24 protein-coding genes, 1 tRNA gene and 2 pseudogenes are annotated in these 26,126 nt (G+C 71.3%); 11 read left to right on the forward strand and 16 right to left on the reverse strand.

Features of this window, described 5'->3' with window-relative positions:
- The first annotated feature begins 181 nt into the window (after positions 1 to 181).
- Positions 182 to 883 carry a helix-turn-helix transcriptional regulator gene (locus ACFSL4_RS29995; protein WP_381089727.1) on the forward strand — a complete coding sequence of 234 codons (702 nt, stop codon included), beginning with the start codon at positions 182 to 184 and terminating at the stop codon, positions 881 to 883.
- A 99-nt stretch (positions 884 to 982) separates the two neighbouring features.
- On the opposite strand, the gene ACFSL4_RS30000 is transcribed toward ACFSL4_RS29995, so the two are convergent.
- Both ACFSL4_RS30000 and ACFSL4_RS30005 read right to left on the reverse strand, forming a co-directional pair.
- Positions 983 to 1,309: a hypothetical protein gene (locus tag ACFSL4_RS30000; RefSeq protein WP_381089730.1), complete on the reverse strand. Its 327-nt coding sequence runs from the start codon at positions 1,307 to 1,309 to the stop codon at positions 983 to 985.
- Between the two features lie 21 nt (positions 1,310 to 1,330).
- Positions 1,331 to 3,046, reverse strand: a complete 1,716-nt coding sequence (locus tag ACFSL4_RS30005) for a sodium:solute symporter family protein (RefSeq protein WP_381089733.1) — start codon at positions 3,044 to 3,046, stop codon at positions 1,331 to 1,333.
- Between the two features lie 173 nt (positions 3,047 to 3,219).
- Between ACFSL4_RS30005 and galT the strand changes: the two genes are divergently transcribed.
- From galT to galK, 3 genes are read left to right on the forward strand one after another with little or no spacing between them, the layout of a single operon-like run.
- Positions 3,220 to 4,305 (forward strand): galactose-1-phosphate uridylyltransferase, encoded by a 1,086-nt coding sequence (gene galT, locus ACFSL4_RS30010; RefSeq protein WP_381089736.1) that lies wholly within the window; start codon positions 3,220 to 3,222, stop codon positions 4,303 to 4,305.
- Positions 4,302 to 5,270, forward strand: coding sequence for a UDP-glucose 4-epimerase GalE (galE, locus tag ACFSL4_RS30015; protein WP_381089739.1), 969 nt, complete (start codon positions 4,302 to 4,304; stop codon positions 5,268 to 5,270). Before galT ends, galE begins: the two co-directional genes overlap by 4 nt.
- Positions 5,271 to 6,413, forward strand: coding sequence for a galactokinase (gene galK / locus ACFSL4_RS30020; RefSeq protein WP_381089742.1), 1,143 nt, complete (start codon positions 5,271 to 5,273; stop codon positions 6,411 to 6,413).
- 102 nt (positions 6,414 to 6,515) lie between these two features.
- Here galK and ACFSL4_RS30025 read toward each other — a convergent pair whose 3' ends face one another.
- The gene (locus tag ACFSL4_RS30025; protein ID WP_381089744.1) at positions 6,516 to 7,007 is read right to left on the reverse strand and encodes a GNAT family N-acetyltransferase; all 492 of its coding nucleotides are present in this window, start codon (positions 7,005 to 7,007) and stop codon (positions 6,516 to 6,518) included.
- Positions 7,008 to 7,259: 252 nt separating this feature from the next.
- Here ACFSL4_RS30025 and ACFSL4_RS30030 point away from each other — a divergent pair, with 252 nt between their 5' ends.
- Entirely contained in the window at positions 7,260 to 8,027 is a 768-nt protein-coding gene (locus tag ACFSL4_RS30030) for a LuxR C-terminal-related transcriptional regulator (RefSeq protein ID WP_381089747.1), read from the forward strand.
- Here ACFSL4_RS30030 and ACFSL4_RS30035 read toward each other — a convergent pair.
- Positions 7,986 to 8,483, reverse strand: a complete 498-nt coding sequence (locus ACFSL4_RS30035) for a MarR family winged helix-turn-helix transcriptional regulator (RefSeq protein WP_381089750.1) — start codon at positions 8,481 to 8,483, stop codon at positions 7,986 to 7,988. The two genes, ACFSL4_RS30030 and ACFSL4_RS30035, sit on opposite strands and share 42 nt — an antisense overlap.
- A gap of 130 nt (positions 8,484 to 8,613) precedes the next feature.
- Here ACFSL4_RS30035 and ACFSL4_RS30040 point away from each other — a divergent pair, with 130 nt between their 5' ends.
- The gene (locus tag ACFSL4_RS30040; RefSeq protein WP_381089753.1) at positions 8,614 to 9,423 is read left to right on the forward strand and encodes a trans-aconitate 2-methyltransferase; all 810 of its coding nucleotides are present in this window, start codon (positions 8,614 to 8,616) and stop codon (positions 9,421 to 9,423) included.
- A 3-nt stretch (positions 9,424 to 9,426) separates the two neighbouring features.
- The gene (locus tag ACFSL4_RS30045) at positions 9,427 to 9,813 is read left to right on the forward strand and encodes a VOC family protein (protein WP_381089756.1); all 387 of its coding nucleotides are present in this window, start codon (positions 9,427 to 9,429) and stop codon (positions 9,811 to 9,813) included.
- Here the strand turns inward: ACFSL4_RS30045 and ACFSL4_RS30050 are convergent.
- The 3 genes and pseudogenes from ACFSL4_RS30050 to ACFSL4_RS30060 form a co-directional block, all read right to left on the reverse strand.
- A pseudogene (locus tag ACFSL4_RS30050) lies at positions 9,785 to 10,397 on the reverse strand (Uma2 family endonuclease). The gene ACFSL4_RS30045 and the pseudogene ACFSL4_RS30050 sit on opposite strands and share 29 nt — an antisense overlap.
- 83 nt (positions 10,398 to 10,480) lie before the next feature.
- Positions 10,481 to 11,158, reverse strand: a complete 678-nt coding sequence (locus tag ACFSL4_RS30055; protein WP_381089759.1) for a TetR family transcriptional regulator — start codon at positions 11,156 to 11,158, stop codon at positions 10,481 to 10,483.
- Positions 11,155 to 12,162, reverse strand: coding sequence for an acyl-CoA desaturase (locus tag ACFSL4_RS30060; RefSeq protein ID WP_381089762.1), 1,008 nt, complete (start codon positions 12,160 to 12,162; stop codon positions 11,155 to 11,157). The genes ACFSL4_RS30055 and ACFSL4_RS30060 overlap by 4 nt, the downstream gene beginning before the upstream one ends.
- 307 nt (positions 12,163 to 12,469) lie before the next feature.
- Between ACFSL4_RS30060 and ppc the strand changes: the two genes are divergently transcribed.
- The gene (gene ppc / locus ACFSL4_RS30065; protein ID WP_381089765.1) at positions 12,470 to 15,202 is read left to right on the forward strand and encodes a phosphoenolpyruvate carboxylase; all 2,733 of its coding nucleotides are present in this window, start codon (positions 12,470 to 12,472) and stop codon (positions 15,200 to 15,202) included.
- A gap of 64 nt (positions 15,203 to 15,266) precedes the next feature.
- On the opposite strand, the gene ACFSL4_RS30070 is transcribed toward ppc, so the two are convergent.
- The 7 genes from ACFSL4_RS30070 to ACFSL4_RS30100 all read right to left on the reverse strand — a co-directional run bounded on the left by ACFSL4_RS30070 (position 15,267) and on the right by ACFSL4_RS30100 (position 20,818).
- The gene (locus ACFSL4_RS30070) at positions 15,267 to 15,974 is read right to left on the reverse strand and encodes an LPXTG cell wall anchor domain-containing protein (RefSeq protein WP_381089768.1); all 708 of its coding nucleotides are present in this window, start codon (positions 15,972 to 15,974) and stop codon (positions 15,267 to 15,269) included.
- Positions 15,975 to 16,095: 121 nt separating this feature from the next.
- The gene (locus ACFSL4_RS30075) at positions 16,096 to 16,584 is read right to left on the reverse strand and encodes a hypothetical protein (RefSeq protein ID WP_381089770.1); all 489 of its coding nucleotides are present in this window, start codon (positions 16,582 to 16,584) and stop codon (positions 16,096 to 16,098) included.
- 54 nt (positions 16,585 to 16,638) lie between these two features.
- Entirely contained in the window at positions 16,639 to 17,241 is a 603-nt protein-coding gene (pth, locus tag ACFSL4_RS30080; protein WP_381089773.1) for an aminoacyl-tRNA hydrolase, read from the reverse strand.
- Between the two features lie 75 nt (positions 17,242 to 17,316).
- The gene (locus tag ACFSL4_RS30085) at positions 17,317 to 17,910 is read right to left on the reverse strand and encodes a 50S ribosomal protein L25/general stress protein Ctc (RefSeq protein ID WP_381089776.1); all 594 of its coding nucleotides are present in this window, start codon (positions 17,908 to 17,910) and stop codon (positions 17,317 to 17,319) included.
- Positions 17,911 to 18,105: 195 nt separating this feature from the next.
- A complete protein-coding gene (locus ACFSL4_RS30090; protein ID WP_381089779.1) occupies positions 18,106 to 19,080 on the reverse strand; it encodes a ribose-phosphate diphosphokinase in 975 nt (324 codons plus the stop codon).
- Positions 19,081 to 19,192: 112 nt separating this feature from the next.
- The gene (gene glmU, locus ACFSL4_RS30095) at positions 19,193 to 20,638 is read right to left on the reverse strand and encodes a bifunctional UDP-N-acetylglucosamine diphosphorylase/glucosamine-1-phosphate N-acetyltransferase GlmU (RefSeq protein WP_381089782.1); all 1,446 of its coding nucleotides are present in this window, start codon (positions 20,636 to 20,638) and stop codon (positions 19,193 to 19,195) included.
- A 109-nt stretch (positions 20,639 to 20,747) separates the two neighbouring features.
- A tRNA-Gln gene (locus ACFSL4_RS30100) sits at positions 20,748 to 20,818 on the reverse strand.
- A 197-nt stretch (positions 20,819 to 21,015) separates the two neighbouring features.
- Between ACFSL4_RS30100 and ACFSL4_RS30105 the strand changes: the two genes are divergently transcribed.
- The gene (locus tag ACFSL4_RS30105) at positions 21,016 to 22,389 is read left to right on the forward strand and encodes a sensor histidine kinase (protein WP_381089785.1); all 1,374 of its coding nucleotides are present in this window, start codon (positions 21,016 to 21,018) and stop codon (positions 22,387 to 22,389) included.
- A 57-nt stretch (positions 22,390 to 22,446) separates the two neighbouring features.
- Here ACFSL4_RS30105 and ACFSL4_RS30110 read toward each other — a convergent pair whose 3' ends face one another.
- The gene (locus tag ACFSL4_RS30110; RefSeq protein ID WP_381089788.1) at positions 22,447 to 22,941 is read right to left on the reverse strand and encodes an SUKH-3 domain-containing protein; all 495 of its coding nucleotides are present in this window, start codon (positions 22,939 to 22,941) and stop codon (positions 22,447 to 22,449) included.
- Positions 22,942 to 23,014: 73 nt separating this feature from the next.
- Entirely contained in the window at positions 23,015 to 23,515 is a 501-nt protein-coding gene (locus tag ACFSL4_RS30115) for a YwqJ-related putative deaminase (protein ID WP_381089790.1), read from the reverse strand.
- A gap of 264 nt (positions 23,516 to 23,779) precedes the next feature.
- Here ACFSL4_RS30115 and ACFSL4_RS30120 point away from each other — a divergent pair, with 264 nt between their 5' ends.
- Positions 23,780 to 24,799 (forward strand): SMI1/KNR4 family protein, encoded by a 1,020-nt coding sequence (locus tag ACFSL4_RS30120; RefSeq protein WP_381089793.1) that lies wholly within the window; start codon positions 23,780 to 23,782, stop codon positions 24,797 to 24,799.
- A gap of 9 nt (positions 24,800 to 24,808) precedes the next feature.
- A pseudogene (locus ACFSL4_RS30125) lies at positions 24,809 to 26,126 on the forward strand (SUKH-4 family immunity protein); the annotation flags it as partial.

Genomic DNA, 26,126 nt, shown 5'->3' on the forward strand with positions numbered 1-26,126 from the left:
GGCGCGAAAGGGCTGGATTTCGGTAATCCGGGGCACTTCTCACCGGTAGGGGCAGCGCAACGTCGAACAAGCGTGTAGCTTCCGGGGTCAGTGCAGGCAGGGGGCGCGCCGGGGGGCGTCTGTCCGTGCGGGACCGTGGACGTCCACAGGGGGCGTCCGTGGGCGGACTGGGGGGTTCTCGATGGGAGTGCGGCTGATGGTGGTCGACGACCACCGGCTGCTGGCCGAGGCGTTGGCCTCGGCGCTGAAGCTGCGGGGGCACCGGGTGCTGGCCGCGGCGGCGCCCGCCGCGGGCGCGGCGGACCTGGTGATCGCCAGGGCACCGGAGGTGTGCCTGCTGGGGACGGCGACGCCCGCCGAGCCGGGGGTCTTCGACCCGGTGGTGCGCATCAAGCGGGAACGGCCGCAGGTGGCGGTGCTGGTCCTCGGCCCGGTGCCGAGCCCGCGCGGCATCGCGGCCGCGTTCGCCGCGGGCGCCTCGGGCTATGTGCGCCACGACGAGCGCATCGAGGGCGTCGAGCGGGCGATCATGAAGGCGCGGGCGGGAGAGGCGGCCGTGGCGCCGCAGCTGCTGCAGGGGGCGTTCGGCGAGCTGCTCCACCCGGCGGCCCAGCCGGACGACGAGGGCCAGCGGCTGCTGGAGATGCTCACACCGCGCGAGGTGGAGGTCCTGGTGCGGGTCGCGGACGGCGAGGACACCCGGCTGATCGCGGCCGGCATGGGCATAGCGCCCTCGACGGCCCGCACCCATGTGCAGCGGGTCCTGATGAAGCTGGGGGTGGGGTCGCGTCTGGAGGCGGCGGCGCTCGCGGCCCGCACGGGGCTGCTGGACCGGGCGGGCCCGGTGCACCACATCGTGCCGCGGGAGGGCGGGCCGCGGTGAGGGACGGCGGGGCCGGCGCCACCGTGACGGCGCCGGCCCCGGGTGCCGGCGGGCGCGAGGCCGGGCCGTCCGGCCGACGGACGCCAGGCGGGGCGTCCGCTACCCGGACGGCCGCTCGTCCGTCCGGCCGTCCTCGGACGGCGCGTCCACCGGCGGCGGTACCGTCGGGCGCAGCTTCAGCCAGGCCAGGAAGAACAGGCCGAGCAGCAGCATGCCCAGGCCGGTCCACAGGTTGATGTTGACGCCCTCGGCCTTCTCGATGGCGGCGTCGGAGGCGGTGAAGCCCGCGATCATGACGATGACGCCGTAGATCACGAACAGGCCGCCGATGATGCGGCGGATGTCGAAGAGGCGGGCCGCGGTCGCGGACTTCCCCTCCAGATCGGTGACTTCGCGCTGGACGTCACGCTCGGAGTACTCGGACATGGTCTCTCCATCCTCCCGTGGTCAGAGCGAGAACGGGATGTAGCAGGCGGCGGCGAGGACGACGGCGCCCCAGCCGAGCAGGGCGGGCTTGCGGTACCAGGCGTCGTCGCCCACGGCGGGGGGTTCGGCCATGCCGGGGATGGGGGTCCCCCCGGTCGAGCGAAGCCGAGACTGGGGGAGGGTGCCGTACACCAGGCCCTGGAGGTCCTCGCCGGGCTTCGGCGTGGTGAACAGAGAGACGGCGGCCATCACGACGGCGCCCGCCACGAAGCCGGCGATCGCCGAGACGAAGTTGGCCCCCTGGTCGGAGGGGATGGCGATGATGCCCTGCCCGTAGATGACGAAGTAGTTCACCATCGCGGCGGTGGTGCCCGCGAGCAGGCCCCAGAAGCCGGACTTCGTCGACGCCCGCTTCCAGAACATGCCGACGACGAAGACCACGAACATCGGCACGTTGAAGAAGGAGAACAGCGTCTGCAGGTAGCTCATGATGTTGGAGAACGACGAGGCCAGGAAGGCCGTGCCGATCGAGGCGAGCACGCCGACGGCCGTGATGAGGCGGCCGAAGTTCACGTAGTAGCCGTCCTCGCGGCTCCTGACCGCGTACTTCGCCCAGATGTCGTTGGTGAACACGGTGTTGAAGGACGACACGTTGGCCGCCATGCCCGCCATGAACGCCGCCAGCAGACCGGTCACCGCGATGCCGAGCACGCCGTTGGGCAGCAACTCCTGCATCAGGTAGGGGATCGCGTCGTTGTACTGCAGGTCCGAACCCGAGGTCCCGATCTTCGGTACGAGGACGGCGGCGACCAGGCCGGGGATCATCACCAGGAAGACGATGAAGACCTTCGGGAACGCGGCGATCAGCGGGGTGCGCCGGGCCGCGGAGAGGTTCTTCGCGGACAGGGCGCGCTGCACCTCGGCGAAGTTGGTGGTCCAGTAGCCGAAGGACAGCACGAACCCGAGGCCGAGGACGATCGTCAGCCAGTTGGCGCCCAGCGGGTTGGCGCTGCCGATGCCGGTGCCGCCCCACGCGGTGACGAAGTTGTGGCCGTGCGTCCTGGCCAGGGAGTCGGTCAGGCCGCCCCAGCCGCCGACCTTCTTCAGGCCGAGGGCGGTGATCGGGATGAGGGCCGCCAGGATCACGAAGAACTGCAGCACCTCGTTGTAGATCGCGGACGAGAGACCGCCGAGGGTGATGTACGCGAGGACGAAGAAGCCGGCGACGACGATCGCCACCCACTGCGGCCAGCCGAGCAGCGCCTCGACCACGATCGCGAGGGCGTAGAGGTTGACGCCCGCGATCAGGATCGCGGCGAACGCGAACAGGATCGAACTCAGCAGGTGGGCCCACCTGTCGAAGCGGAGCAGCAGGAACTCGGGGACCGAGCGGACCTTGGAGCCGTAGTAGAAGGGCATCATCACCAGGCCGAGGAAGACCATCGCCGGGATGGCGCCGATCCAGTACCAGTGGACCGTGTAGGCGCCGTACTGGGCGCTGTTGGCGGCCATGCCCAGGATCTCGGTGGCGGCCAGGTTGGCCGAGATGAAGGCCAGGCCGGTGATCCAGGCGGGCAGGGAGCGTCCCGAGAGGAAGAAGTCGAGGCTGGTCTGCACGGAGCGGCGGGCGGCGAAGCCGATGCCCAGGACGACCACGAAGTAGATCCCGAGAATCGCGTAGTCGAGCCCGTTGGCGGAGAGCCGTAGCCCGGCCGACAGATATGTGGGGGTTTGCATGAGAACTCGCTTCGTCTGCGAACTGATCCAGAGCGGAACCTATGCCTCCGCGTTCAGTGATTGAACACTTCTGGTGATGCCCTTTGTTTGATTGTGATGTTGACGGTTGTGGTTACTTGTGTTTTGGTGTGTTGGGTTCTGTTTGGTGAGTGGCTCAAGATGGAGAGTCCGACGTGAAGAAGACCTCGACCCGGCTGGCCGACGGTCGTGAGCTCATCTACTACGACCTGCGTGACGACGCCGTGCGGGAAGCGGTCGACCGCAGGCCGCTGGAGCGGACCGTCACGACCTCCGGGATCCGCCGCGACGTGCTGCTCGGAGACCAGGTCGCGATCGCCTCGCACCGCCAGGGCCGCACGTACCACCCGCCGGCCGACGAGTGCCCCCTGTGCCCCTCCCGGGACGGGCGGCTGAGCGAGATCCCGGACTCCACCTACGACGTCGTGGTCTTCGAGAACCGGTTCCCCTCGCTCGCCGGCCCCTTCGGCCGCTGCGAGGTCGTCTGCTTCACCTCCGACCACGACGCTTCCTTCGCCGACCTGACCGAGGAGCAGGCGGGGCTGGTCCTGGACGCCTGGACGGACCGCACCGCGGAACTGTCCCACCTGCCCGCCGTGGAGCAGGTGTTCTGCTTCGAGAACCGCGGCGCGGAGATCGGCGTGACCCTGGGCCACCCGCACGGGCAGATCTACGCGTACCCCTTCACCACCCCGCGCACCGCCCTGATGCTGCGCTCCCTCGCCGCGCACCGGGAGGCGACCGGCGGGGAGAACCTGTTCGACGCGGTCGTGGCCCGCGAACTCGCGGGCGAGCGCGTCGTCCTGGAGGGGGAGCACTGGGTGGCCTTCGTGCCGTACGCCGCGCACTGGCCCTACGAGGTCCACCTCTATCCCCGGCGGCGCGTCCCCGACCTGCTCGTGCTCGACGAGGCGGCACGCACAGAGTTCCCCCAGGTCTATCTGGAACTGTTGAGGCGCTTCGACCGGATCTTCGACGGAGGCGCGGGCGGGGAGCACGCCGCGGGCGAGCCGCCCACGCCGTACATCGCCGCCTGGCACCAGGCGCCGTTCGGCGCCCTGGAGGAGTTCGAGGGGGTCAGCCGCGACGACTTCGCGTGCCACCTCGAGCTTTTCACCATCCGCCGCACTTCCGGCAAGCTGAAGTTCCTCGCGGGTTCCGAGTCCGGCATGAACGTGTTCATCAACGACGTGCCGCCGGAAGCCGCGGCTGAGCGACTGCGAGAGGTAGCGAGTTCATGAGTGGGAAGTACCTGGTCACCGGCGGTGCGGGCTATGTGGGCAGCGTGGTCGCGCAGCACCTGCTGGACGCGGGGCACGAGGTCGTCGTCCTCGACAACCTCACGACCGGCTTCCGCGAGGGGGTCCCGGCCGGCGCTTCCTTCATCGAGGGCGACATCCGCGACGCCGCCAAGTGGCTGGACCCCTCCTACGACGCCGTCCTGCACTTCGCCGCGTTCTCGCAGGTCGGCGAGTCGGTGGCCAAGCCCGAGAAGTACTGGGACAACAACGTCGGCGGCACCATGGCACTGCTCGCCGCCATGCGCGAGACAGGCGTGCGCAGGCTCGTCTTCTCCTCAACCGCGGCGACCTACGGCGAGCCGGTCAGCACCCCGATCACGGAGTCCGACCCGACCGCGCCGACCTCCCCGTACGGTGCCACCAAGCTCGCCGTCGACCACATGATCGGCGGCGAGGCGGCCGCACACGGCCTGGGCGCCGTGTCCCTGCGCTACTTCAACGTGGCGGGCGCGTACGGCGGCTGCGGCGAGCGGCACGACCCGGAGTCCCACCTCATCCCGATCGTCCTCCAGGTAGCGCTGGGCAGGCGTGAGGCCGTCTCGATCTTCGGCGACGACTACCCGACGCCGGACGGCACCTGCATCCGCGACTACATCCATGTCGCGGACCTCGCCGAGGCCCACCTGCTGGCGCTGGACGCCGCCGCGCCCGGCGAGCACCTGATCTGCAACCTCGGCAACGGCAACGGCTTCTCCGTGCGGGAGGTCATCGAGACGGCGCGCCGCGTCACCGGGCACCCCGTCCCGGAGGTAGTGGCCCCGCGCCGCGGCGGCGACCCGGCGGTCCTGGTCGCCTCCGCGGCCACGGCCCGCGAGCGGCTGGGCTGGAACCCCTCCCGCGCGGACCTCGCGGGAATCGTCGCGGATGCGTGGGAGTTCGCACAGAACATCGCGGGGGAGCGGTAGGTGGGCGTACGCGAGGGCTTCGAAAACCTGTACGGGACGGCTCCCGAGGGCGTCTGGGCGGCACCGGGCCGGGTCAACCTGATCGGCGAGTACACGGACTTCAACGAGGGGTTCGTGATGCCGCTGGCCCTGCCGCACACCGCGGTCGCGGCTGTCTCGCGCCGTGACGACGGCGTGCTGCGACTGCACTCGGCAGACGTCGCGGGCCCCGTCGTCGAACTGCGGGTCGACGCGCTGGAGCCGCTGACGGACACCGGCTGGGCCGCGTATCCGGCCGGTGTCGTATGGGCGCTGCGCGCGGCGGGCCACGCGATCACCGGCGCGGACGTCCACCTGTCCTCGACGGTGCCCACGGGCGCGGGTCTGTCGTCATCGGCGGCGCTGGAGGTCGTGACCGGCCTGGCCCTGAGGGACCTGTACGGGCTCGGCCTGACGCGGCCCGAGCTGGCACGGCTCGCCCAGCGCGCGGAGAACGACTTCGTGGGCGTGCCGTGCGGCGTCATGGACCAGATGGCGTCGGCGTGCGGCACCGAGGGCCACGCCCTGCACCTCGACTGCCGCGACCTGTCGATCCGGCAGATCCCCTTCGCCCCGGCCTCCCGGGGCCTCGCGCTGCTGGTCGTCGACACCCGAGTGAGGCACGCGCTGGGTGACGGGGCGTACGCCGAGCGGCGCGCGGGGTGCGAGGAGGGCGCGCGGCAGCTCGGCGTCCCGCACCTGCGGGACATCGCCTACGAGGACCTCCGGGCCGCGCTCGCGCGCCTGTCCGACGAGCGGGTGCGCCGCTATGTGCGGCACGTCGTCTCCGACGACCACCGCGTCGACCGGGTCGTCGCCCTGCTGGACGCGGGCGACGTCCGGGCGATCGGGCCCGTGCTGACGGAGGGCCACCTCTCCCTGCGGGACGACCTGCGCATCTCGTGCCCGGAGCTGGACCTGGTGGTGGACACGGCGAACACCACGGGTGCGCTGGGCGCCCGGATGACGGGCGGCGGCTTCGGCGGCTCGGCGATCGTCCTAGTGGAGGCGCCGGAGGCGGACACCGTCACCAAGGCGATCCAGGAGGCGTTCGGCGCCGCCGGGTTCACAGCACCCCGGGTGTTCCCGGCGGTGCCGTCGGCCGGTGCCCGGCGGCTGGGCTGAGTCCGGTCCTTCCCGGGGCTTGCGTCCGGCCCTTCCAGGGGCTTGCGTCCGGCCCTTCCCGGGGATCGCGCCCGGCACCCTTCGGCCCGAACGGCCTCGTCCTCAGTCGCCGGACGTGCCCGACGTGCCGGACACCGCCGGCCCCAGCGTCTTGGTCAGCGTGTACTCCGTGATCCCGGGCGGATAGTCGGGGATCACGCACACCACCTCGTAGCCCTGCTTCTTGTAGAACTCCGGGGCCTGGAAGCCCCAGGTCTCCAGGCGTGCGGCCGTGCAGCCGCGCCCCTCGCGCGCCAGGCGCTCCGCCTCGGCGAGCAGGCGCGTGCCGAGGCCCGCCCCCCGGTGGCGGTCGTCCACCCACAGGTACGCGACGTGCAGCCATGTCGTCCACGTGTGGCCGACCAGCCCGCCCGCCATGTCCCCCGCCGTATCCAGCGCCCAGACGTGGAGCGGGATCTCGCGTTCGCCGGGCGTTCCGCGCAGCGCGGCCAGCACCGGTGACGCCGCCGTGTTCGTCCCACGCAGCCGAGCGCGGAGCAGATCACGCCGATCCTTGTCGACTTCCGTCTCGATACGAAACATGCGGCTCACCATAAACGCGCCCGCCAACCAGTTCTGCAAATTCCCTTCCGCTCCCGGCCGGCGGCCCTACGCTGTGAACAGCGCCGGTGGGGGCCGGCGCTGATCAGGGGGCGAGACAAGGCGGGTACGACGCCCGGGGTGGGGGTAGCAGTTCCAGCACGGCGGCGGCCGTGCGGTTGCGCGTCGCCCCGTCCCAGGCGATGAACCGGGGAGCACTCGGGCGCCGTACCCGCGCCGGTCGTCCCCCGAGCAGTGGGGGTTTGTGTGGTTCGCATCCGAGTACTAGTCGTCGACGATCACCGCATCTTCGCCGAGTCGCTCGCCGCCGCCCTGGCCGCCGAGCCGGACGTCGACGTGTCCGCGGCGGGCAGCGGTCCGGCCGCGCTGCGCTGCCTGGAGCGGGCGGTGGCGGAGAGCCGCAGATTCGACGTGATGCTCGTCGACGCGGACCTCGGCGGCAACGTCCCGGGCTCGCGCCCCGCGGTCCCCGTGCAGGACGGCAACGAGGACGGCCTCGTCGACGGCATCTCCCTCGTCGCGGGTGTCCGTTCCGCGCAGCCGAGCGTGCGCACCGTCGTGCTCGCCGAGAAGGACGACCCGCGCCGCGCCGCCGTCGCCCTGCAGGCGGGCGCCTCCGGCTGGGTCGCCAAGGACTGCTCGCTGTCCCGGCTGCTCACGGTCATCCGAGGCGTGCTGCGGGACGAGACCCACCTTCCGCCCGCCCTGCTCACCGGGGTCCTGCGCGAACTGACGGCCGCCCGCAAGCACCGTACCGAGAGCGAGCGCCTGGTGGAGTCCCTGACGCCACGGGAGCGGGAGGTGCTGCAGTGCATGGTCGCCGGGCTGGGCAGGAAGGCCGTCGCCGAGCGGCTGTTCCTGTCCCCGCACACGGTGCGCACCCATATGCAGAACGTCCTGGGGAAGCTGGGCGTCCACTCCACCCTCGCCGCGGTCGCCCTCGCCCGCCGGGCCGGCGTGGGACCGGTCGAGCTAGCCGGGGATGTTGTCGAACGGGGCGGTCAGCTGGCGTAGCAGGGCGGCCAGCTCACTGCGCTGGGCCTGGCTCAGCTCCGCGAGGATCGCCCGCTCCTGCTCCAGCAGCCCGGCGAGCGCCAGGTCCGCCCGGTCCCGGCCCTCCTCCGTGAGGCGGACCAGCACACCCCGTCGGTCGCTGGGATCGGGCAGCCGCTCCACCAGGTCCTTCTTCGCCAGCCGGTCGATGCGGTTGGTCATGGTGCCGGAGGTGACCAGCGTCTGGGTCAGCAACTGTCCGGGGGAGAGCTGATAGGGGCTGCCGGCCCGCCGGAGCGCGGTGAGCACGTCGAACTCCCAGGGCTCCAGGCTGTGCTCGGAGAACGCCAGCCGGCGCGCACGATCCAGGTGCCGGGCCAGTCTGCTGACCCGGCTGAGTACCTCGAGCGGTTCCACGTCGAGGTCCGGGCGCTCCCGGCGCCACGATGCGACCAGCCGATCGACCTCGTCCTCCATGACGATCAGTGTAGTGGTTGTGTCGACATGAAGTCTCTTGATGTGGAGTCTCTTGACGTCGAGAGATCAAGGTGTGAGGCTGGACCACACCTCAGCCGTACCACCCGGTGACTTCGAGGAGGCCCCACCCATGCCTGCCGCAGCCCCCACCTGGGACCCCGGCCAGTATCTGCGCCACGCCGGCCACCGTGCCCGTCCCTTCGCCGACCTGCTCGCCCGCGTCCCCGAACTCCCCGGCGACCCGCCCCGCATCGCCGACCTGGGCTGCGGACCCGGCAACGTCACCGTCCTGCTCGCCGACCGCTGGCCCACCGCCCGCATCACCGGCTACGACAACTCGCCCGAGATGCTCGACAGCGCCCGCACCGAGCACGAGGGCGCCACCCTGGGCGGGGGTCGTCTCGACTTCCGTCACGGCGACGCCCGCACCTGGACACCCGCGGAGCCCTACGACCTGATCATCAGCAACGCCACCCTGCAATGGGTGCCCGAGCACACCGACCGCTTCCCCGACTGGATCGGGGGCCTCGCCCCCGGCGGCACCTTCGCCTTCCAGGTACCCGGCAACTTCGACGCCCCCAGCCACCGGCTGATGCGTGCGCTCGCCCACTCCACCCGCTGGAAGGACCGCCTCGCCGGCACCCTGCGCCACGACGACGCCGTGCTCGCGCCCGAGGTCTACCTCGAGCGCCTCACCGCCCTCGGCTGCGCGGCCGACGTCTGGGAGACCACGTACCTCCATCTGCTGGAGGGCGAGGACCCGGTCCTGGACTGGGTGAAGGGCACGGGACTGCGCCCGGTCCTCACCGAACTGGGCGACGACGCCGAGGAGTTCCTCGCCGACTACCGCACGGCGCTGCGCGGGGCCTACCCCGGCACCGCCCACGGCACCGTCTTCCCCTTCCGTCGCATCTTCGCCGTCGCCCGCAAGGAGGACTGACCGGTGCTCGCCGCCCTCGACCACGTTCAGCTCGCCGCCCCGCCCGGTTCGGAGGACCTGCTGCGCGCCTACTACGCGGACGCACTCGGCATGGCGGAGATCCCCAAGCCGCCGGTGCTCGCCGCACGCGGCGGCTGCTGGTTCCAGGCGGGCGCGGTGCGGCTCCACCTGGGGATCGAAGGAGATTTCCGGCCCGCGAGGAAGGCGCACCCGGGGCTCAGGGTCACGGACATCGAGGCGTACGCCAAGCGACTGGCCGCGCACGGTGCGACGGTCACCTGGGACGACGACCTGCCGGGGTACAGGCGCTTCTACTCCGAGGACCCTGTGGGGAACCGGCTGGAGTTCCTGGAGCCGGTCACTACATCGCCTGGAGCGCTTCCAGGGTGATGTCGACGTCGATGCCGAACGGGGCGTCGAGGTCGAGTGTCTTGTGGTGGATGCCGGTGAGCATGAACGTCTTGTTCACCGGATCGATCCCTTAGACCCGGACCACCGGGTGTTGGTTCCCCTCGGCCATCTCGACCAACCAGAAGTACGGGAGCCTGCGGTTGCGTACTTCTGAGGCTTGGTCTGGCGGTCGCGGGCTTCGGAGTCCGGGGAGACGACCTCGACGGCGAGCACGACGTCCTCGGCTCGGAACCGGGTCTGCTCCAAGTCCCCGACGGCCTCCGCGCGGACGACGCTGACATCGGGCTCGGGGCCGTTGCGGCGGTCCAGGACGACGGTCATTTCGCGGCGGACCTTCAGTGACTCGGGGACTGTGCGGCGGAGCCAGCCACCAGGAGGTCGATCACGGTGCCGTGGAAATTCCGCTGCGGACTCACGAAAACGAGAGTCCCGTCGATCAGCTCGGTGTGCGGCGGGAGATCGGGTAGCGTGAACAGATCGTCCACGGTGTATCCGCCCTCGGGCGGGACCGGCCAGCGGCAGTCGGATTCCGCACGCGGCTCGGCAATCGTGGTTCCTCCCATGGACGGGATCCTCGGCCAGCCGTTCCACGGCAGCCGCCGGAATGCACGAGCGTCATCGCAACGGGTGATCGAGCGGTCGTGCCTCAGCTCTTCCGATGGCCTATCAGCCGCGGCTTCTGCTCCAGCCCGTCAAGACCGTGCCACGCCAGATTCACCAGATGCGCCGCGACCTCGGCCTTCTTCGGGCGGCGTACGTCCAGCCACCACTGACCCGTCAGGGCGACCATGCCCACGAGCGCCTGGGCGTACAGCGGGGCGAGCTTCGGGTCGAAGCCCCGGCTCTTGAACTCACGGCCCAGGATGTCCTCCACCTGGGTGGCGATGTCCGAGATCAGGGAGGCGAAGGAGCCTGTGGACTGCGGGATGGGGGAGTCGCGGACCAGGATGCGGAAGCCGTCCGTGTACTCCTCGATGTAGTCCAGGAGGGCGAACGCGGCCTGTTCCAGCAGCTCACGCGGGTGCCCGGCGGTCAGCGAGCCGGTGACCATGTCCAGCAGGCGCCGCATCTCGCGGTCCACCACGACCGCGTACAGGCCCTCCTTGCCGCCGAAGTGCTCGTAGACCACCGGCTTGGACACCCCGGCCTTCGCCGCGATCTCCTCCACCGAAGTGCCCTCGAAGCCTTTCGCCGCGAACAGTGTGCGACCGATCTCCAGCAGCTGCTGGCGGCGCTCGGCACCGGTCATACGGGTGCGACGCGCGCGCCGCGGCTTGTCGTTGCTGGGAGTGCTGCTGGAGTCGGTCGCCACGGCGTCAATCATGCCGCCTCCACGGGCTCCTTCCGGCGCCGGGAGTCGTTCTCGCCGTTGTTCCGGCGCGAATCGATACGCGAGCGTGACGGCCAGCGCACGTCGTACGCCCAGCCGAGCCGCTCGAACCAGCGGATGATCCGCGCCGACGAGTCCACCTGGCCGCGCTCCACGCCGTGCCGGGCCGAGGTCGGGTCCGCGTGGTGCAGGTTGTGCCACGACTCGCCGCACGACAGCACGGCCAGCCACCACACGTTGCCGGAGCGGTCGCGCGACTTGAAGGGGCGCTTGCCCACCGCGTGGCAGATCGAGTTGATCGACCAGGTCACATGGTGCAGCAGCGCCACCCGGACGAGGGATCCCCAGAAGAACGCCGTGAAGGCGCCCCACCAGGACATCGTCACCAGCCCGCCGATCAGCGGCGGCAGCACCAGGGACACCGTCGTCCACAGCACGAACTGACGGGAGATCGTCCGGATCGCCCTGTCCTTGATCAGGTCCGGCGCGTACTTCTCCTGCGGCGTCTGCTCCTCGTCGAACATCCAGCCGACATGAGCCCACCACAGGCCCTTGAGCAGAGCGGGAACGGTCTCGCCGTAACGCCACGGTGAGTGCGGGTCGCCCTCCGCGTCCGAGAATCTGTGGTGCTTGCGGTGGTCGGCCACCCAGCGGACCAGAGGCCCTTCGACCGCCAGTGAACCGGCGATCGCCAGCGCGATCCGCAGCGGCCTCCTGGCCTTGAACGAGCCGTGCGTGAAGTAGCGGTGGAAGCCGATCGTGATGCCGTGGCAGCCCAGGAAGTAGAAGAAGACCATCAGGCCCAGGTCGAGCCAGCTCACGCCCCAGCCCCAGGCCAGCGGCACCGCCGCGACCAGCGCCAGGAACGGCACGGTGATGAAGAGCAGGAGCGTGATCTGCTCGATCGAGCGCTTCTGCTCACCGCCCAGCGTGGCGGAGGTCAGTGGGTCGTCGTTCGCCTTCGGGGCGTCTTCGATCACATCGGAACTTGTGGTCATGGGCGTCCCCTGTGGGGTCGAGGGTCGAGGGCAGGTACCGGAAACGGACCCGGGGTGCTCCCGCGACCTGACGAGAGACCCTACGGTTCCGTAACCTACGGCGTCGTAAGTATGGCAGCGCCTCGCCCGGCGGCAAGAGCCCGTGGGCCAGCGCGTCCGTGTGGCCACCTATCCTTGGAGTCGGTCGGACAGCGCGGTCCGCTCTGATTTCTTCCCGGATGCCCGGTCCGTATGCGGCACCCGCCGCGCACGGCACCCGTCCGGGTTCCCTCCCAGATGAGCTTCAACACTGCAAGGAGCCGCACCTGTGAGCAGTGCCGACGACCAGACCACGACGACCAGCAGTGAGCTGCGCGCCGACATCCGCCGCCTCGGTGATCTGCTCGGCGAGACCCTCGTCCGGCAGGAGGGTCCCGAGCTCCTGGAGCTGGTGGAGCGGGTCCGCCGGCTGACCCGTGAGGACGGGGAGGCCGCCGCGGAGCTGCTGCGCGGCACCGACCTCATGACTGCGGCCAAGCTGGTGCGCGCCTTCTCCACCTACTTCCACCTGGCGAACGTCACCGAGCAGGTGCACCGCGGCCGTGAGAAGCGCGCCCGGCGCGCCGCCGAGGGAGGCATCCTCGCCCGCACGGCCGACCGGCTCAAGGACGCCGACCCCGAGCACCTGCGGGAGACCGTCCGGCACCTCAATGTGCGCCCTGTGTTCACGGCACACCCCACCGAGGCCGCACGCAGGTCCGTGCTCAACAAGCTCCGGCGCGTCGCCGCGCTCCTGGAGACCCCCGTCCTCGAATCCGACCGGCGCCGCCACGACACCCGCCTGGCCGAGAACATCGACCTCGTCTGGCAGACCGATGAGCTGCGCGTGGTGCGCCCAGAGCCCACGGACGAGGCACGCAACGCGATCTACTACCTGGACGAGCTGCACGCCGGCGCGGTCGGCGACGTCCTGGAGGACCTCACCGCGGAACTGGAGCGCGTCGGCGTCACGCTCCCCGACGACACCCGCCCCCTCACCTTCGGCACCTGGATCGGCGGCGACCGCGACGGCAACCCCAACGTGACCCCACAGGTCACCTGGGACGTCCTGATCCTCCAGCACGAGCACGGCATCAACGACGCCCTGGAGATGATCGACGAGCTGCGCGGCCTGCTGTCCAACTCGATCCGCTACTCGGGCGCCACCGAGGACCTGCTGACCTCCCTGCGCACCGACCTGGAGCTGCTGCCCGAGATCAGCCCCCGATACAAGCGCCTCAACGTCGAGGAGCCCTACCGACTCAAGGCCACCTGCATCCGCCAGAAGCTCCTCAACACCAAGCAGCGCCTGGCCAAGGGAATCCCGCACGAGCCGGGACGCGACTACCTGGGCACCTCCGAACTGCTGCAGGACCTCAGACTCATCCAGACCTCGCTGCGCGCGCACCGCGGCGGCCTGTTCGCCGACGGCCGCCTCGCCCGCACCATCCGCACCCTCGCCGCCTTCGGCCTCCAGCTCGCCACCATGGACGTGCGCGAGCACGCCGACGCGCACCACCACGCCCTCGGCCAGCTCTTCGACCGGCTCGGCGAGGAGTCCTGGCGCTACGAGGACATGCCCCGCGAGTACCGGCACAAGCTGCTCGCCAAGGAGCTGCGGTCCCGGCGGCCCCTGGCCCCCACCCCCGCCCCGCTGGACGCGGCCGGCACCAAGACCCTCGGCGTGTTCGAGACCGTCAAGCGGGCCCTGCAGGTGTTCGGGCCCGAGGTCATCGAGTCGTACATCATCTCGATGTGCCAGGGCGCCGACGACGTGTTCGCCGCCGCCGTCCTCGCCCGCGAGGCCGGCCTGGTCGACCTGCACGCCGGCTGGGCGAAGATCGGCATCGTCCCGCTCCTGGAGACCACCGACGAGCTCAAGGCCGCCGACGCCCTCCTGGAGAACATGCTCGCCGACCCCTCCTACCGCCGCCTGGTCGCCCTGCGCGGCGACGTCCAGGAGGTCATGCTCGGCTACAGCGACTCCTCCAAGTTCGGCGGCATCACCACCTCCCAGTGGGAGATCCACCGCGCGCAGCGCCGTCTGCGCGACGTCGCCCACCGCTACGGCGTCCGCCTGCGCCTCTTCCACGGCCGGGGCGGCACCGTCGGCCGCGGCGGCGGCCCCAGCCAGGACGCGATCCTCGCCCAGCCCTGGGGCACCCTCGAGGGCGAGATCAAGGTCACCGAGCAGGGCGAGGTCATCTCCGACAAGTACCTCATCCCCTCCCTGGCACGGGAGAACCTGGAGCTGACGGTCGCCGCCACGCTCCAGGCGTCCGCCCTGCACACCGCGCCCCGCCAGTCGGTCGAGGCGCTCGCCCGCTGGGACGCGGCCATGGACGTCGTCTCCGACGCCGCCCACGCCGCCTATCGCAGGCTGGTCGAGGACCCCGACCTGCCCGCCTACTTCTTCGCCTCCACGCCGGTCGACCAGCTCGCCGACCTCCACCTCGGCTCGCGCCCCTCACGCCGGCCCGACTCCGGCGCGGGCCTGGACGGTCTGCGCGCCATCCCCTGGGTGTTCGGCTGGACCCAGTCCCGGCAGATCGTCCCGGGCTGGTTCGGCGTCGGATCCGGGCTCAAGGCGCTGCGCGAGGCCGGCCTCGACACCGTGCTCGCCGAGATGCACGAACAGTGGCACTTCTTCCGCAACTTCATCTCCAACGTGGAGATGACCCTCGCCAAGACGGACCTGCGGATCGCCCGCCACTACGTCGACACCCTCGTACCCGACGGCCTCAAGCACGTGTTCGCCACCATCGAGGCCGAACACGACCTGACGGTCCGGGAGGTCCTGCACGTCACCGGCGAGGACGAACTGCTCGACGCCACCCCGGCCCTCAAGCAGACCTTCGCCATCCGCGACGCCTACCTCGACCCGATCTCCTACCTCCAGGTCGCCCTGCTCAAGCGTCAGCGCGACGCCGCCGCGGCGGGCACCGAGCCCGACCCGCTGCTGTCCCGCGCCCTGCTGCTGACCGTCAACGGCGTGGCGGCGGGCCTGCGCAACACCGGCTGACGGGCCCACAAGCGCCGGTGCCCCCGGGCTCCACGAACCCGGGGGCACTGCCGTTCCTCGGATGTCAGCCCCGAGAGGCGCTGCGACGGCGCAGCATCAGATAACCGCCCGCTGCGACCATCGCGAGCGCCGCACCCGACAGCAGGCCCACCGGGGCGCCGCTGCCCGTCTCGGCGAGATTGCCGCCGCCCTGCGCGGACGGGGACGCGCCTGCCGACGGGCCCGTCCCGCCCTCACCGGCGGTCGCACTCGGGGAGGCGGTCGTCCCGGCGGTGTCCGACGGTGAGGACGACGGTGAGGACGACGGTGAGGACGACGCCGAGGGCGAAGCGGTGGCGGACGGCGTCGTACCGCCGCCCTGGGAGCCCTCGCAGTAGGTCCAGAACACCTTGTGCTTGGCGGCGCCCTTCTCGCCGTCGAAGTTCCAGAACAGCTTGTAGTGCCCGTCGGGCAGCGTCATGTCCTCCGTGCGGCCATGGCCCTTCGCGTCCAGGGTGATGTCACCGGACTTCACCGTCTCGCCCTTGGCGCCGGCGGCCGGGGCCCAGACGTCGATGTGCCAGTCGACCTGCTGGACGCCGTCGAAACCGAAGGCGTCGAGGTAGAACGAGCAGACGTGGGGCTCGTTGCGGCGCAGTTCCTCGCCGGTTCGAGCGTCGTGGATCTTCACCGTGCCGTTGTCACCCTGCGGGGTGGCGTGAGCGACGGGGGCGAGCAGGAGTGCCGTCGAGAGGCCGGCGGACACAGCGCCGACGCGGATGAGGGTTCGCATGAGCAGTCCATCTTCACGATATGAACAGAAGATGTGGAGGGGGCGGCTCATCCTCCAGCCCCGCGAGCCCACAGGTCAATCACGAACTCACAACGTCCCCGCCGCTCACGGGTGCCGCGGATCACATCGTCGCGAACGCCGCCGTCAGCAGCGCCACCCCGGCGCCCGCCAGCACCCACGCCGCGCGCGTCAGCCGCAGCCCGCCCGCCACCACGACCGAGGCCAGCAACAGCGCCCCGCCCAGCGGAACCCACGCGTACAGGACCCCGGCCGGACCCGAGCGCACCACGTCGTCCGTGCCCGGCTTCACGATCACGGTGTAGGTCTGCCCCTTCTTCACCGCGGCCGTCTTCTCGATCACCACGTTCCCGCGCGCCCTCGCCCCGGCCGACAAGGGAGTGAACGGGCCGCTGCAGGTGTCAACCCCGCACCGCGTCACCGCGATCGTGCCCTGCTCACGGCCCTTGGTCAGCATCACGTGCTGCGCCGTGCCCCAGGAACCCCACACCCCGGCGATCAGGATCAGCGCGGCGACCGTTCCCATCGCCGCGAGCCGCCCGAGCCGCAGCGCCGCGACCGCACCCTGAGAGGAGGAGACGGCAGAAGGCATGCCGGCGATCCTTGGCCATGGCCCGGCGCCCGGTCAACTCCGGTGGGGGACAAGTCAGGAGTTGTACGAGCTTTGCGCCCGCTCCAGACCCTCGGTCACCAGGCACTCCACCGCGTCCGCCGCACGGTCCACGAAGTAGTCCAGCTCCTTGCGCTCCGCCGACGAGAAGTCCTTCAGCACGAAATCCGCGACCGGCATACGCCCCGGCGGACGCCCGATCCCGAACCGCACCCGGTGATAGTCCGCCCCCAGCACCTTCGTGATCGACTTCAGGCCGTTGTGCCCGTTGTCCCCGCCGCCGAGCTTCAGCCGGAGCGTGCCGTAGTCGATGTCGAGTTCGTCGTGCACGGCCACGACCTGTGCCACCGGCACCTTGTAGAAGTCGCGCAGCGCGTTGACCGGACCGCCGGACAGGTTCATGTACGACATCGGCTTCGCCAGGATCACCCGGCGGCCGGCCGGACCCGGCGGACCGATACGGCCCTCCAGCACCTGCGCCTGCGCCTTGCCCGCCCGCTTGAACCTCCCCCCGATCCGCTCGGCCAGCAGATCCACCACCATGAAGCCGACGTTGTGCCGGTTCACGGCGTACTCGGGCCCGGGATTGCCGAGCCCCACGATCAGCCACGGGGCGCTTGAGGGCGTGGTCACGTCCATGTCTCCTTGATACGCGCCAGCCGCTGCCCCCTGATGAGGGGGGAGCAGCGGCTGACGAAACGACGACGGTGAGGATCAGGCCCCGGCGGTCCCTTCGCCCTCTTCCTCGCCCTCCACGGCCTCCTCGGCCTGCGCGGCCAGGACCTGCAGGATCACCGCGTCCTCGTCGACGGCCAGCGACACGCCTGACGGCAGCGTGATGTCCTTGGCGTGGACCGAGGCACCGGCCGCCAGACCCTCGATGGACACGGTCACGGCCTCGGGGATGTGCGTGGCCTCGGCCTCGACCGGCAGCGCGGCCAGGACGTGCTCCAGCAGGTTGCCACCCGGGGCCAGCTCGCCCTCGGTGTGCACCGGGACCTCGACGTTGACCTTCTCGCCGCGCTTCACCAGGAGCAGGTCGACGTGCTCCAGGAAGCCCTTCAGGGGGTCACGCTGCACGGCCTTCGGGATCGCCAGCGCACGGGTCTCGCCGTCGATGTCGAGCGAGATCAGCACGTTCGGCGTGCGCAGCGCCAGCAGCAGGTCGTGGCCCGGCAGGGTCAGGTGCAGCGGGTCGGAACCGTGGCCGTACAGCACACCCGGGACCTTGCTGGCACGGCGGATACGGCGCGCGGCGCCCTTGCCGAACTCGGTACGCGTCTCGGCGGCGAGCTTCACCTCGGACATGTTGTTCACTCCTCGTAGGAACCGGTGGACGGACGGGTCACCCGGCCACGAACGGCCTGCTACGAAGAGCGCGTCGATTACGGACCGCCGCACCGGAACCGGTACGGCCTCCCTCGCCGAGCAACTTCGGCAGTCTACTCGGGCAGGGAGGCCGCACCAAAAACGATCTTCAGTGGGGCCGCCGGCCCGGCACGCTCACTGCTCGTCGAACAGGCTCGTCACCGAGCCGTCCTCGAACACCTCGCGCACCGCGCTCGCGATCGTCGGCGCGATCGACAGCACCGTGATCTTGTCCAGCTCCAGCTCACCCGGAGTGGGCAGCGTGTCGGTGAAGACGAACTCGCTCACCTTCGAGTTCTTCAGCCGGTCGGCCGCCGGACCCGAGAGCACACCGTGCGTGGCCGTCACGATCACGTCCTCCGCACCGTGCGCGAACAACGCGTCGGCGGCCGCACAGATCGTGCCCCCCGTGTCGATCATGTCGTCGACCAGGACGCACACGCGGCCCTCGACCTCGCCCACGACCTCGTGGACCGTCACCTGGTTGGCGACGTCCTTGTCGCGGCGCTTGTGCACGATCGCCAGCGGCGCGCCCAGCCGGTCGCACCAGCGGTCCGCCACCCGCACACGGCCCGCGTCCGGCGACACGACCGTCAGCTTGTCGCGGTCGACCTTCCGGCCCACGTAGTCCGCCAGCAGCGGCAGCGCGAACAGGTGGTCCACCGGGCCGTCGAAGAAGCCCTGGATCTGGTCCGTGTGCAGATCCACCGTGAGGATGCGGTCCGCACCCGCCGTCTTCATCAGATCCGCGATCAGACGCGCCGAAATCGGTTCACGCCCACGGTGCTTCTTGTCCTGCCGCGCGTAACCGTAGAACGGCACGATCACGGTGATCGAACGCGCCGACGCGCGCTTCAGCGCGTCGATCATGATCAGCTGCTCCATGATCCACTTGTTGATCGGAGCCGTGTGGCTCTGGATCAGGAAGCAGTCGGCACCGCGCGCCGACTCCTGGTACCGCACATAGATCTCGCCGTTGGCGAAGTCGAAGGCCTTGGTGGGCACGACCCCGACACCCAGCTCGTGGGCGACCTCCTCGGCAAGCTCGGGGTGGGCGCGGCCGGAGAAGAACATCAACTTCTTCTGGCCGGTCGTCTTGATCCCGGTCACAGCACTGTCTCCTCAGAGGTGTTCGCAGCCGGACACGGGCGGCCGTCTCGGCTGGTGGGGGTGCGGGTGTGCACTTATCACGGTACGCCGTGCCGGACGCACCTGTTTCCGGTCAGGCTTCGTCGTCCGGCTCCCGGGAAGCCGCCTCCGCCGCCTTCGCGGCCGCGCTCCCAGGACGCTTGCGGGTCACCCAACCCTCGATATTCCGCTGCTGACCACGGGCCACGGCCAGCGAGCCGGTCGGCACATCCTTCGTGATCACCGAACCCGCGGCGGTGTAGGCGCCGTCCCCGACCGTGACGGGAGCCACAAACATGTTGTCCGCACCGGTACGGCAGTGAGAGCCGACCGTGGTGTGGTGTTTGTCCTGTCCGTCGTAGTTCACGAAGACGCTCGCCGCGCCGATGTTGGTGTACTCGCCGATCGTCGCGTCACCCACGTACGACAGGTGCGGCACCTTCGTGCCCTGGCCGATGGAGGCGTTCTTCGTCTCCACGTACGTACCGACCTTCGACTTCGGGCCCAGACGCGTACCGGGACGCAGATAGGCGTAGGGGCCCACCGACGCCCCCGGTCCCACCACGGCGCCGTCGGACACCGTGTTGTCCACCCGGGCGCCCGCGCCCACCTCGGTGTCCTTCAGCCGCGAGTTGGGGCCGACCTCGGCGCCCTCGGCGACATGCGTGGCACCCAGCAGCTGGGTGCCCGGGTGCACCACCGCGTCCTGCTCGAACGTGACCGAAACATCCACCCAGGTGGTCGCCGGATCGACGACCGTGACACCCGCCAGCATCGCGGCCGTCAGCAGCCGGTCGTTCAGGATCCGGCGGGCCTGGGCGAGCTGCACCCGGTTGTTGATGCCGGCGATCTCCCGGTGGTCCGCCGCGACCGACGCCCCCACCCGGTGCCCCGCCTCGCGCAGGATCCCGAGCACATCGGTGAGGTACTCCTCGCCCTGGCTGTTGTCCGTCCGCACCTTCTTCAAGGCGTCGGCCAGCAACTGCCCGTCGAAGGCGAACACACCTGAGTTGATCTCACGGATGACGCGCTGCGCCTCGGTGGCGTCCTTGTGCTCCACGATGGCCGTCACGGCACCGGCGTCGTCCCGGACGATCCGGCCGTAGCCGGTGGCGTCCGGAACCTCGGCGGTGAGCACGGTGACGGCGTTGCCGTCTCCGTCGTGCGCGGCGGCCAGCCTGCGCAGGGTCTCACTGGTCAGCAGCGGTGTGTCCCCGCACACGACGACCACGGTCCCGTCGACGGACCCGCCCAACTCCTCCAGCGCCATCCGGACGGCGTGCCCGGTGCCGTTCTGCTCCGCCTGGACGGCGGTGCGGGCCCCGGGGTCGATGCCGGCCAGATGGGCGCCGACCTGCTCCCGCGCGTGGCCCACGACGACGACCAGGTTCTCGGGCTCCAACTCGCGCGCGGAGGCGAGTACATGCCCGACGAGGGAACGGCCGCAGATCTCGTGCAGGACCTTGGGTGTGGCCGACCTCATACGGGTGCCCTCACCCGCTGCGAGAACGACGACGGCTGCCGGGCGATTGGCGCTCACGGGATGCCCTTCGGCTTTTCGGGGTGGGGTGGACATCCGCAGGATACCGGGGCGTTTCCCCGAGGACATGAGAGCGGGCCCTGACGGTGCTGTCAGGACCCGCTGCGGGCTCCCGGAGAAGGATTCGAACCCTCATTCAACGGACCAAAACCGTTTGTCCTGCCCTTAGACGATCCGGGACGGTGTGTGCGCTCCGCCCGATTCGGTTGATCAGGTTCGTGCGCGGAGTCCACTATGCCGTACCGAGAGCCTTCGGTGCGACGGTACGGGCGTGCCCGCAGTGCGCGGTTTCGCTTCTGTTCGATTACGGAATGTGGTGTGACCCGGCCGTCGGAACTCGGCGGAAATCGCCCGCGCTACGCCCGTAGTCTGGAGCCATGACCACGACGGGGGAAGTCCACACCGAGGCCGGGACCGGGCCTTTGTGGTGGGGGCGGTGGCGCGGCGCGCTGCTCGACGTCTCGCTCGCGGCGGTGTCCGCCCTGGAGTGCGCGCTTGAGGGGATCCAGTTCTCGCGGGACGCCGGGCTGCCGGTCCCCGTCGGGATGGTGTTCGGACTGTTCGCCGGTGTCACGCTGCTGCTGCGGCGCAGGTGGCCGGTCGCCGTCGTCCTGGTGAGCATCGCCATCACGCCCGCCCAGATGGGCTTTCTGATGGGCGTGGTCGGGTTGTACACCCTCGCCGCCTCGGAGCTGCCCCGGCGGATCATCGGCGCGCTGGCGGGCATGTCGTTCGTCGGGATGTTCATCGTGACGTACGTACGGGCCCATCAGGGGGTGGTCCGGGGCGATCTGGCGATCGCGGGCGGGTTCATCCCCTTCCTGTCCGTGACGACCGCGCTCGGTATGACCGCTCCTCCCGTGCTGCTCGGGCTGTACATCGGCGCCCGGCGGCGGCTGATGGAGAGCCTGCGGGAGCGGGCCGACTCGCTGGAGCGGGAGCTGATGCTGCTCGCCGAGCGGGCGGAGGAGCGGGCCGAGTGGGCGCGGAACGAGGAGCGGACGCGGATCGCGCGGGAGATGCACGACGTCGTGGCGCATCGGGTGAGTCTGATGGTCGTGCATGCCGCGGCTCTCCAGGCCGTGGCGCGGAAGGATCCGGAGAAGGCCGTGAAGAACGCCGCCCTGGTGGGGGACATGGGGCGGCAGGCGCTGACCGAGCTGCGTCAGATGCTCGGCGTGCTGCGGAGCGGGGAGGGGCTCGCGGAGCGGCCCGTGGAGGGGCTCGCGGAGGGGCCCGTGGAGGGACCCGCGGAGCGGCCCGCCCGGGCCGATGTGCCCCTGGCCGCCGTCGGGGCGGCCGCGGCCGCGGCGGCGGCCGCGTCCCGCGCCGTGGAGGATCCCGCCGACGGTCCGTGTCTGGCCGAGCTGGAGGAACTGGTCGGGCAGTCGGCGGCGGCCGGGATGGTCGTGCACCTGTCCGTGGAGGGCGAGGCGCGCTCGTATGCGCCGGAGGTGGAACAGACGGCGTACCGCGTGGTGCAGGAGGCGCTGACCAATGTGCACAAGCACGCGGCGGGGGCGAAGACGCATGTGCGGCTGGCGCACCGCAGCGCGGAGATCGCGATGCAGGTGGAGAACGAGCCGCCGCCCGAGCCGGGTTCGGCGCGGGCGGCGCGGCTGCCCAGCGGGGGCAACGGCCTGGTGGGGATGAAGGAGCGGGTCGGCGCGCTGGGCGGGGTGTTCGTGTCGGGCCCGACGGACGCGGGCGGGTTCCGGGTGTCGGCGGTGATTCCGGCCGGGGCCGCGTGACTGGGGCCGCGTGGCTTCGGGGGCGCGTGGCTTCGGGGGCGCGGCCCGCTTCGGTGGTCAGCCCGTGGTCAGCCGTACCGGTTCGATCCCGGTGATCAGGGTGGTCAGGCCGTGGTCGATGTCCGGGCCCAGGTACCAGTCGCCGGTGTGGTCGAGGACGTAGACGCGGCCTTCGGCGTCGATGGCGAGCAGGGCGCGGCTGTCGGATTCCTCGCCGAGGGGGCAGATGTCGGTGCCGAGGGCGCGGCCGAGGTCGCCGAGGGTGCGGGCCATGTGGAGGCCGTGCAGCGGGTCGAGGCGGAGCATGGCGGGGGCGAGTTGCCGGCCGGGCCCCTGTGCGGTGACGCGCAGGCCGCCGAACTCGGCCCATGCCTCGACGGCCGCGGGGAACACCGTGTGCCGGTGGCCCGCGGGGGAGGTGTGGCCGCGCAGGGTGTCGGCCCAGACCTCCGCCTGCTTTATGTCCCAGCGGCCCGGTCGCCAGCCCGCGGTGCGCAGTGCGGCGTCCACGGGCACGGAGAAGCGGGTGCTGGAGGAGCGGTCGGCGTGCATCTGCCCTTCGTTCGTCGAGTGCCGGGACCGGCGCGCGGGCGCCGTGGTGCGGTGGTACGGGGTTGGGGAGGGGTCAGCGCTGCGCCGTGGGGTCGACGATGCGTACGCCGAAGTGGTCGCTGAGTGCGGTGCAGGCACGGCAGGGTGCGGCGAAGCTGCCGTGCAGCGGGTCGCCGTCCTCGCGGATGCGGCGGGCGGTGAGCTTGGCCTGCTTGAGTGCCTTGCGGGCCTCGCCGTTGGTCATCGGCTTGCGGGCGGCGCGCTTGCTGCGGGCGGCGTCGGCGGCCGCGATGTGGCGGGAGATGAGGATCACCTCGGCGCAGCGTCCCGTGTAGCGGTCGCGTTGGCCGCTGGTGAGGGTGTCGAGGAAGTCCTGCACGAGGGGGTGCAGGGCGGGCGGCTGGTCGCCGCGGGCGGCGGTGCCGGTGAGGGTGGCGCCGCGGACGGAGAGGGCGGCGGCGACGGTGGGGAGTATGCCGTCGCGGCGGTGGCGCAGGGTGGGGGCGGCGGTCGCCTCGGCGGTGCTCCAGCCGACGCGCGGGTCTCCGGACGTGTCTGTTTGTGTCGCGTTCATGATCGTCTTCCCCTCCCTTGCATCCCCCGGGTGGCACCCAGAGTGCCAAATGCCGTGGCTGCTGGGGAAGCTGGGGCGTCGTGACACGCCAGGGCGTCGGCAGACGGTCACGGCAGGGTGACGGCTGGTCACGGAGGTGACGGCCGGATGAACGGCCACGGGACCGGAGGCCCGGTGACCGGTGTCGTCGTACCGCATAGGCTGTCCGGCATCCGCGATTCATCGCCGTACAGGCCAGACAGAACGCCGCAGGGGGCAACCGCCATGACGACAGGTCGGCTCGGGCTGGGGGCACCTCCCGGCCGCCAGGCCGGTGGACACGCCGCGCCGCCGAACGCGGCCTACGCGGGGCAGGTCGTGCACTTTCCGGATCCGGTCCGGGCCGCCCGTCACCCGAGAGGGGTAAGGGTGGACCAGTACGGCTACCCGGACTTCTCGCCGTACGCCCGTGCGGCGGCGGAGATCGCCGAGCCGCCGGAGGGTTTCGGCGTGGACGAGTTGCGGCTGACGGACTACGTGTCGGCGAACGCGGCGCTGGCGGCGTCGGGGCACGATCTGTGGGAGACGATCCCCCCGGTGGCGACCCCGCACGGCTGGACGTGGCACCACGTCCGGGGGACGCGCCGTCTGGAGCTGATTCCGGTCGAGGTGAAGGCGCTGTTGCGGCATCACGGCGGGATCGCGACGGCGAACGTCGATCAGAACAAGCGGGGTACGCGCCCGTTGCAGGAGACGCGGCCGGCCCATTTCGGGCTGCCGCGCTCGTCGGTGGCGGTGACCGAGCAGCAGGTGCTGGGCGTCGAGGAGGAGCTGGGGTACCGGTTGCCGGGTGCCTACCGCTCGTTCCTGAAGGCGGCAGGCGGTTGTGCGCCGGTGGGCGCGGCGCTCGACGCCGAGCTGGGGCTGCTGGTCGACCAGCCGTTCTTCACGGTGCGCGACGAGGCGGCGGTCAACGATCTCGTGTATGTGAACAAGTGCCTGCGTGACCACCTGACGAAGGATTACCTGGGGGTCGGTTTCGTGCAGGGCGGTCTGCTGGCCGTGAAGGTGAAGGGCGAGCGGACCGGTTCGGTGTGGTTCTGCGCGTACGACGACGTGCGGGACGTGGATGCGTCATGGGCGCCGGCGGACCGTGTGGCACGGCTTCTCCTGCCGTGCGGTGAGGACTTCGACCGGTTCCTGTCCCGGCTCGCGGGCAATCCGCCGGAGTTGGAGACGGTGGCGAACCTGATGGTGGACGGCGGGTTCGCGCGTGCGGTGCCCGTGCCGTCGGCGGGGGAGTGAGGTCGGGCGATGGTGACGTTCGCGCAGGCGCAGGAGCGCGCGGAAGAGTGGATCAACGGTGATGTGCCGTCGTACCAGCATCGTGAGGTGCGGGTGCGGGAGTTCGAGCTCGGGTTCGTGGTGTGGGCGGAGGACCGGGCGGAGGGTCCGAGGTCCGACGGGGGCGCGCAGCGGCTCGTCATCGCCCGCGACAGCGGTGAGGCGACGCTGTGGCCCGGGCTGCCGGTGGGCGAGGTGATCCGCCGGTACGAGGAGGAGTACGGGGTGAAGGACGCGCCGGCGCAGCCCGCGCCGGCGGCTCCGGCCCGGGTCGATCTGAACCAGACGTCGTTTCTGCTGAGTCCGCCGGAGTGGCTCCAGGACGCGGCGGACAGGATGGGCGTTCCGGATCGCCGGCGGGAGGCCGGGGCCTCTTCCGGGGCCTCTTCGGGGGCGGTCTCCGGGGCGTCGGACGGTGCCGGTTCGCGTCCGGCGGGCGGCGCGGGATCGGCGGCGGGTACGCCGTGGCCGGCCGCCGGGGGCGGCGAGGAGGCGCGGGACGCGCTGCCGGGCGCGCCCGAGGGGGCGACGCCCTGGGCGGGGACCGACACCAACGCCGAGGCGGGCGAGGACCGTTCGGTGCCGCTGCCGGCGACGGTGTTCGCGCCGCCGCTGAGCGGTGCCGAGGCGGGCGACGGCACGCCGCCGCCCGCTTCGGCACCGGACGCGAAGACCGCGCTGATGGAGGGCGGCAGCCAGTTGCCGCGCACCACGGTGGCTCCGCTGCCGGACGGGCAGGGTGCGCCGGGTGCCCCGGGGACGCCGCCGGGCGGTGTGCCGGGCGTGGCCGCCGCCCCGGGTGGGCCGCAGGCGCCGGGCGTCCCGGGTGCTGCGCATCCGGGCGCCCCCTCGTACGGCTATCCGCAGGGTTCCGTGGGCGGTCCCGGTACACCCGTGCCGGGTGCGCCGCAGGCTCCGGGCGCGCCCGGCCCGGCGCAGCCCCCGGCCGGTTCTCCGGTGCCCGGGCAGCGGCTCGCCCCGAACGCCGGGGACATCGCCGACGCCGCGACCAGCAAGGCAGCGCCTCCGCGGGGCGGGCAGGCCGGTGGCGTGCCGCATCCGCCGGGTGCCCCCGGTGCCCCCGGTGTGCCCGGTGTGCCCGGTGTGCCCGGGGCGCGTCCGGGTGCGGCGCCGCCGCCGTCCGCGCCGGGTGCTCCGGCGGGCGGCTATGTACCCACGCAACTCGTCTCGCAGCTCGGCCCGGACGGACCCGAGGGCGCGGCGGGTCCGGCGGCGGGGGGCCCGGGTGTGCCGCAGCCGCCGGGTCCGCCCGGTGTGCCCGGAGTTC

It is taken from the genome of Streptomyces caeni, assembly GCF_042678285.1.
GTDB lineage: Bacteria > Actinomycetota > Actinomycetes > Streptomycetales > Streptomycetaceae > Streptomyces > Streptomyces caeni.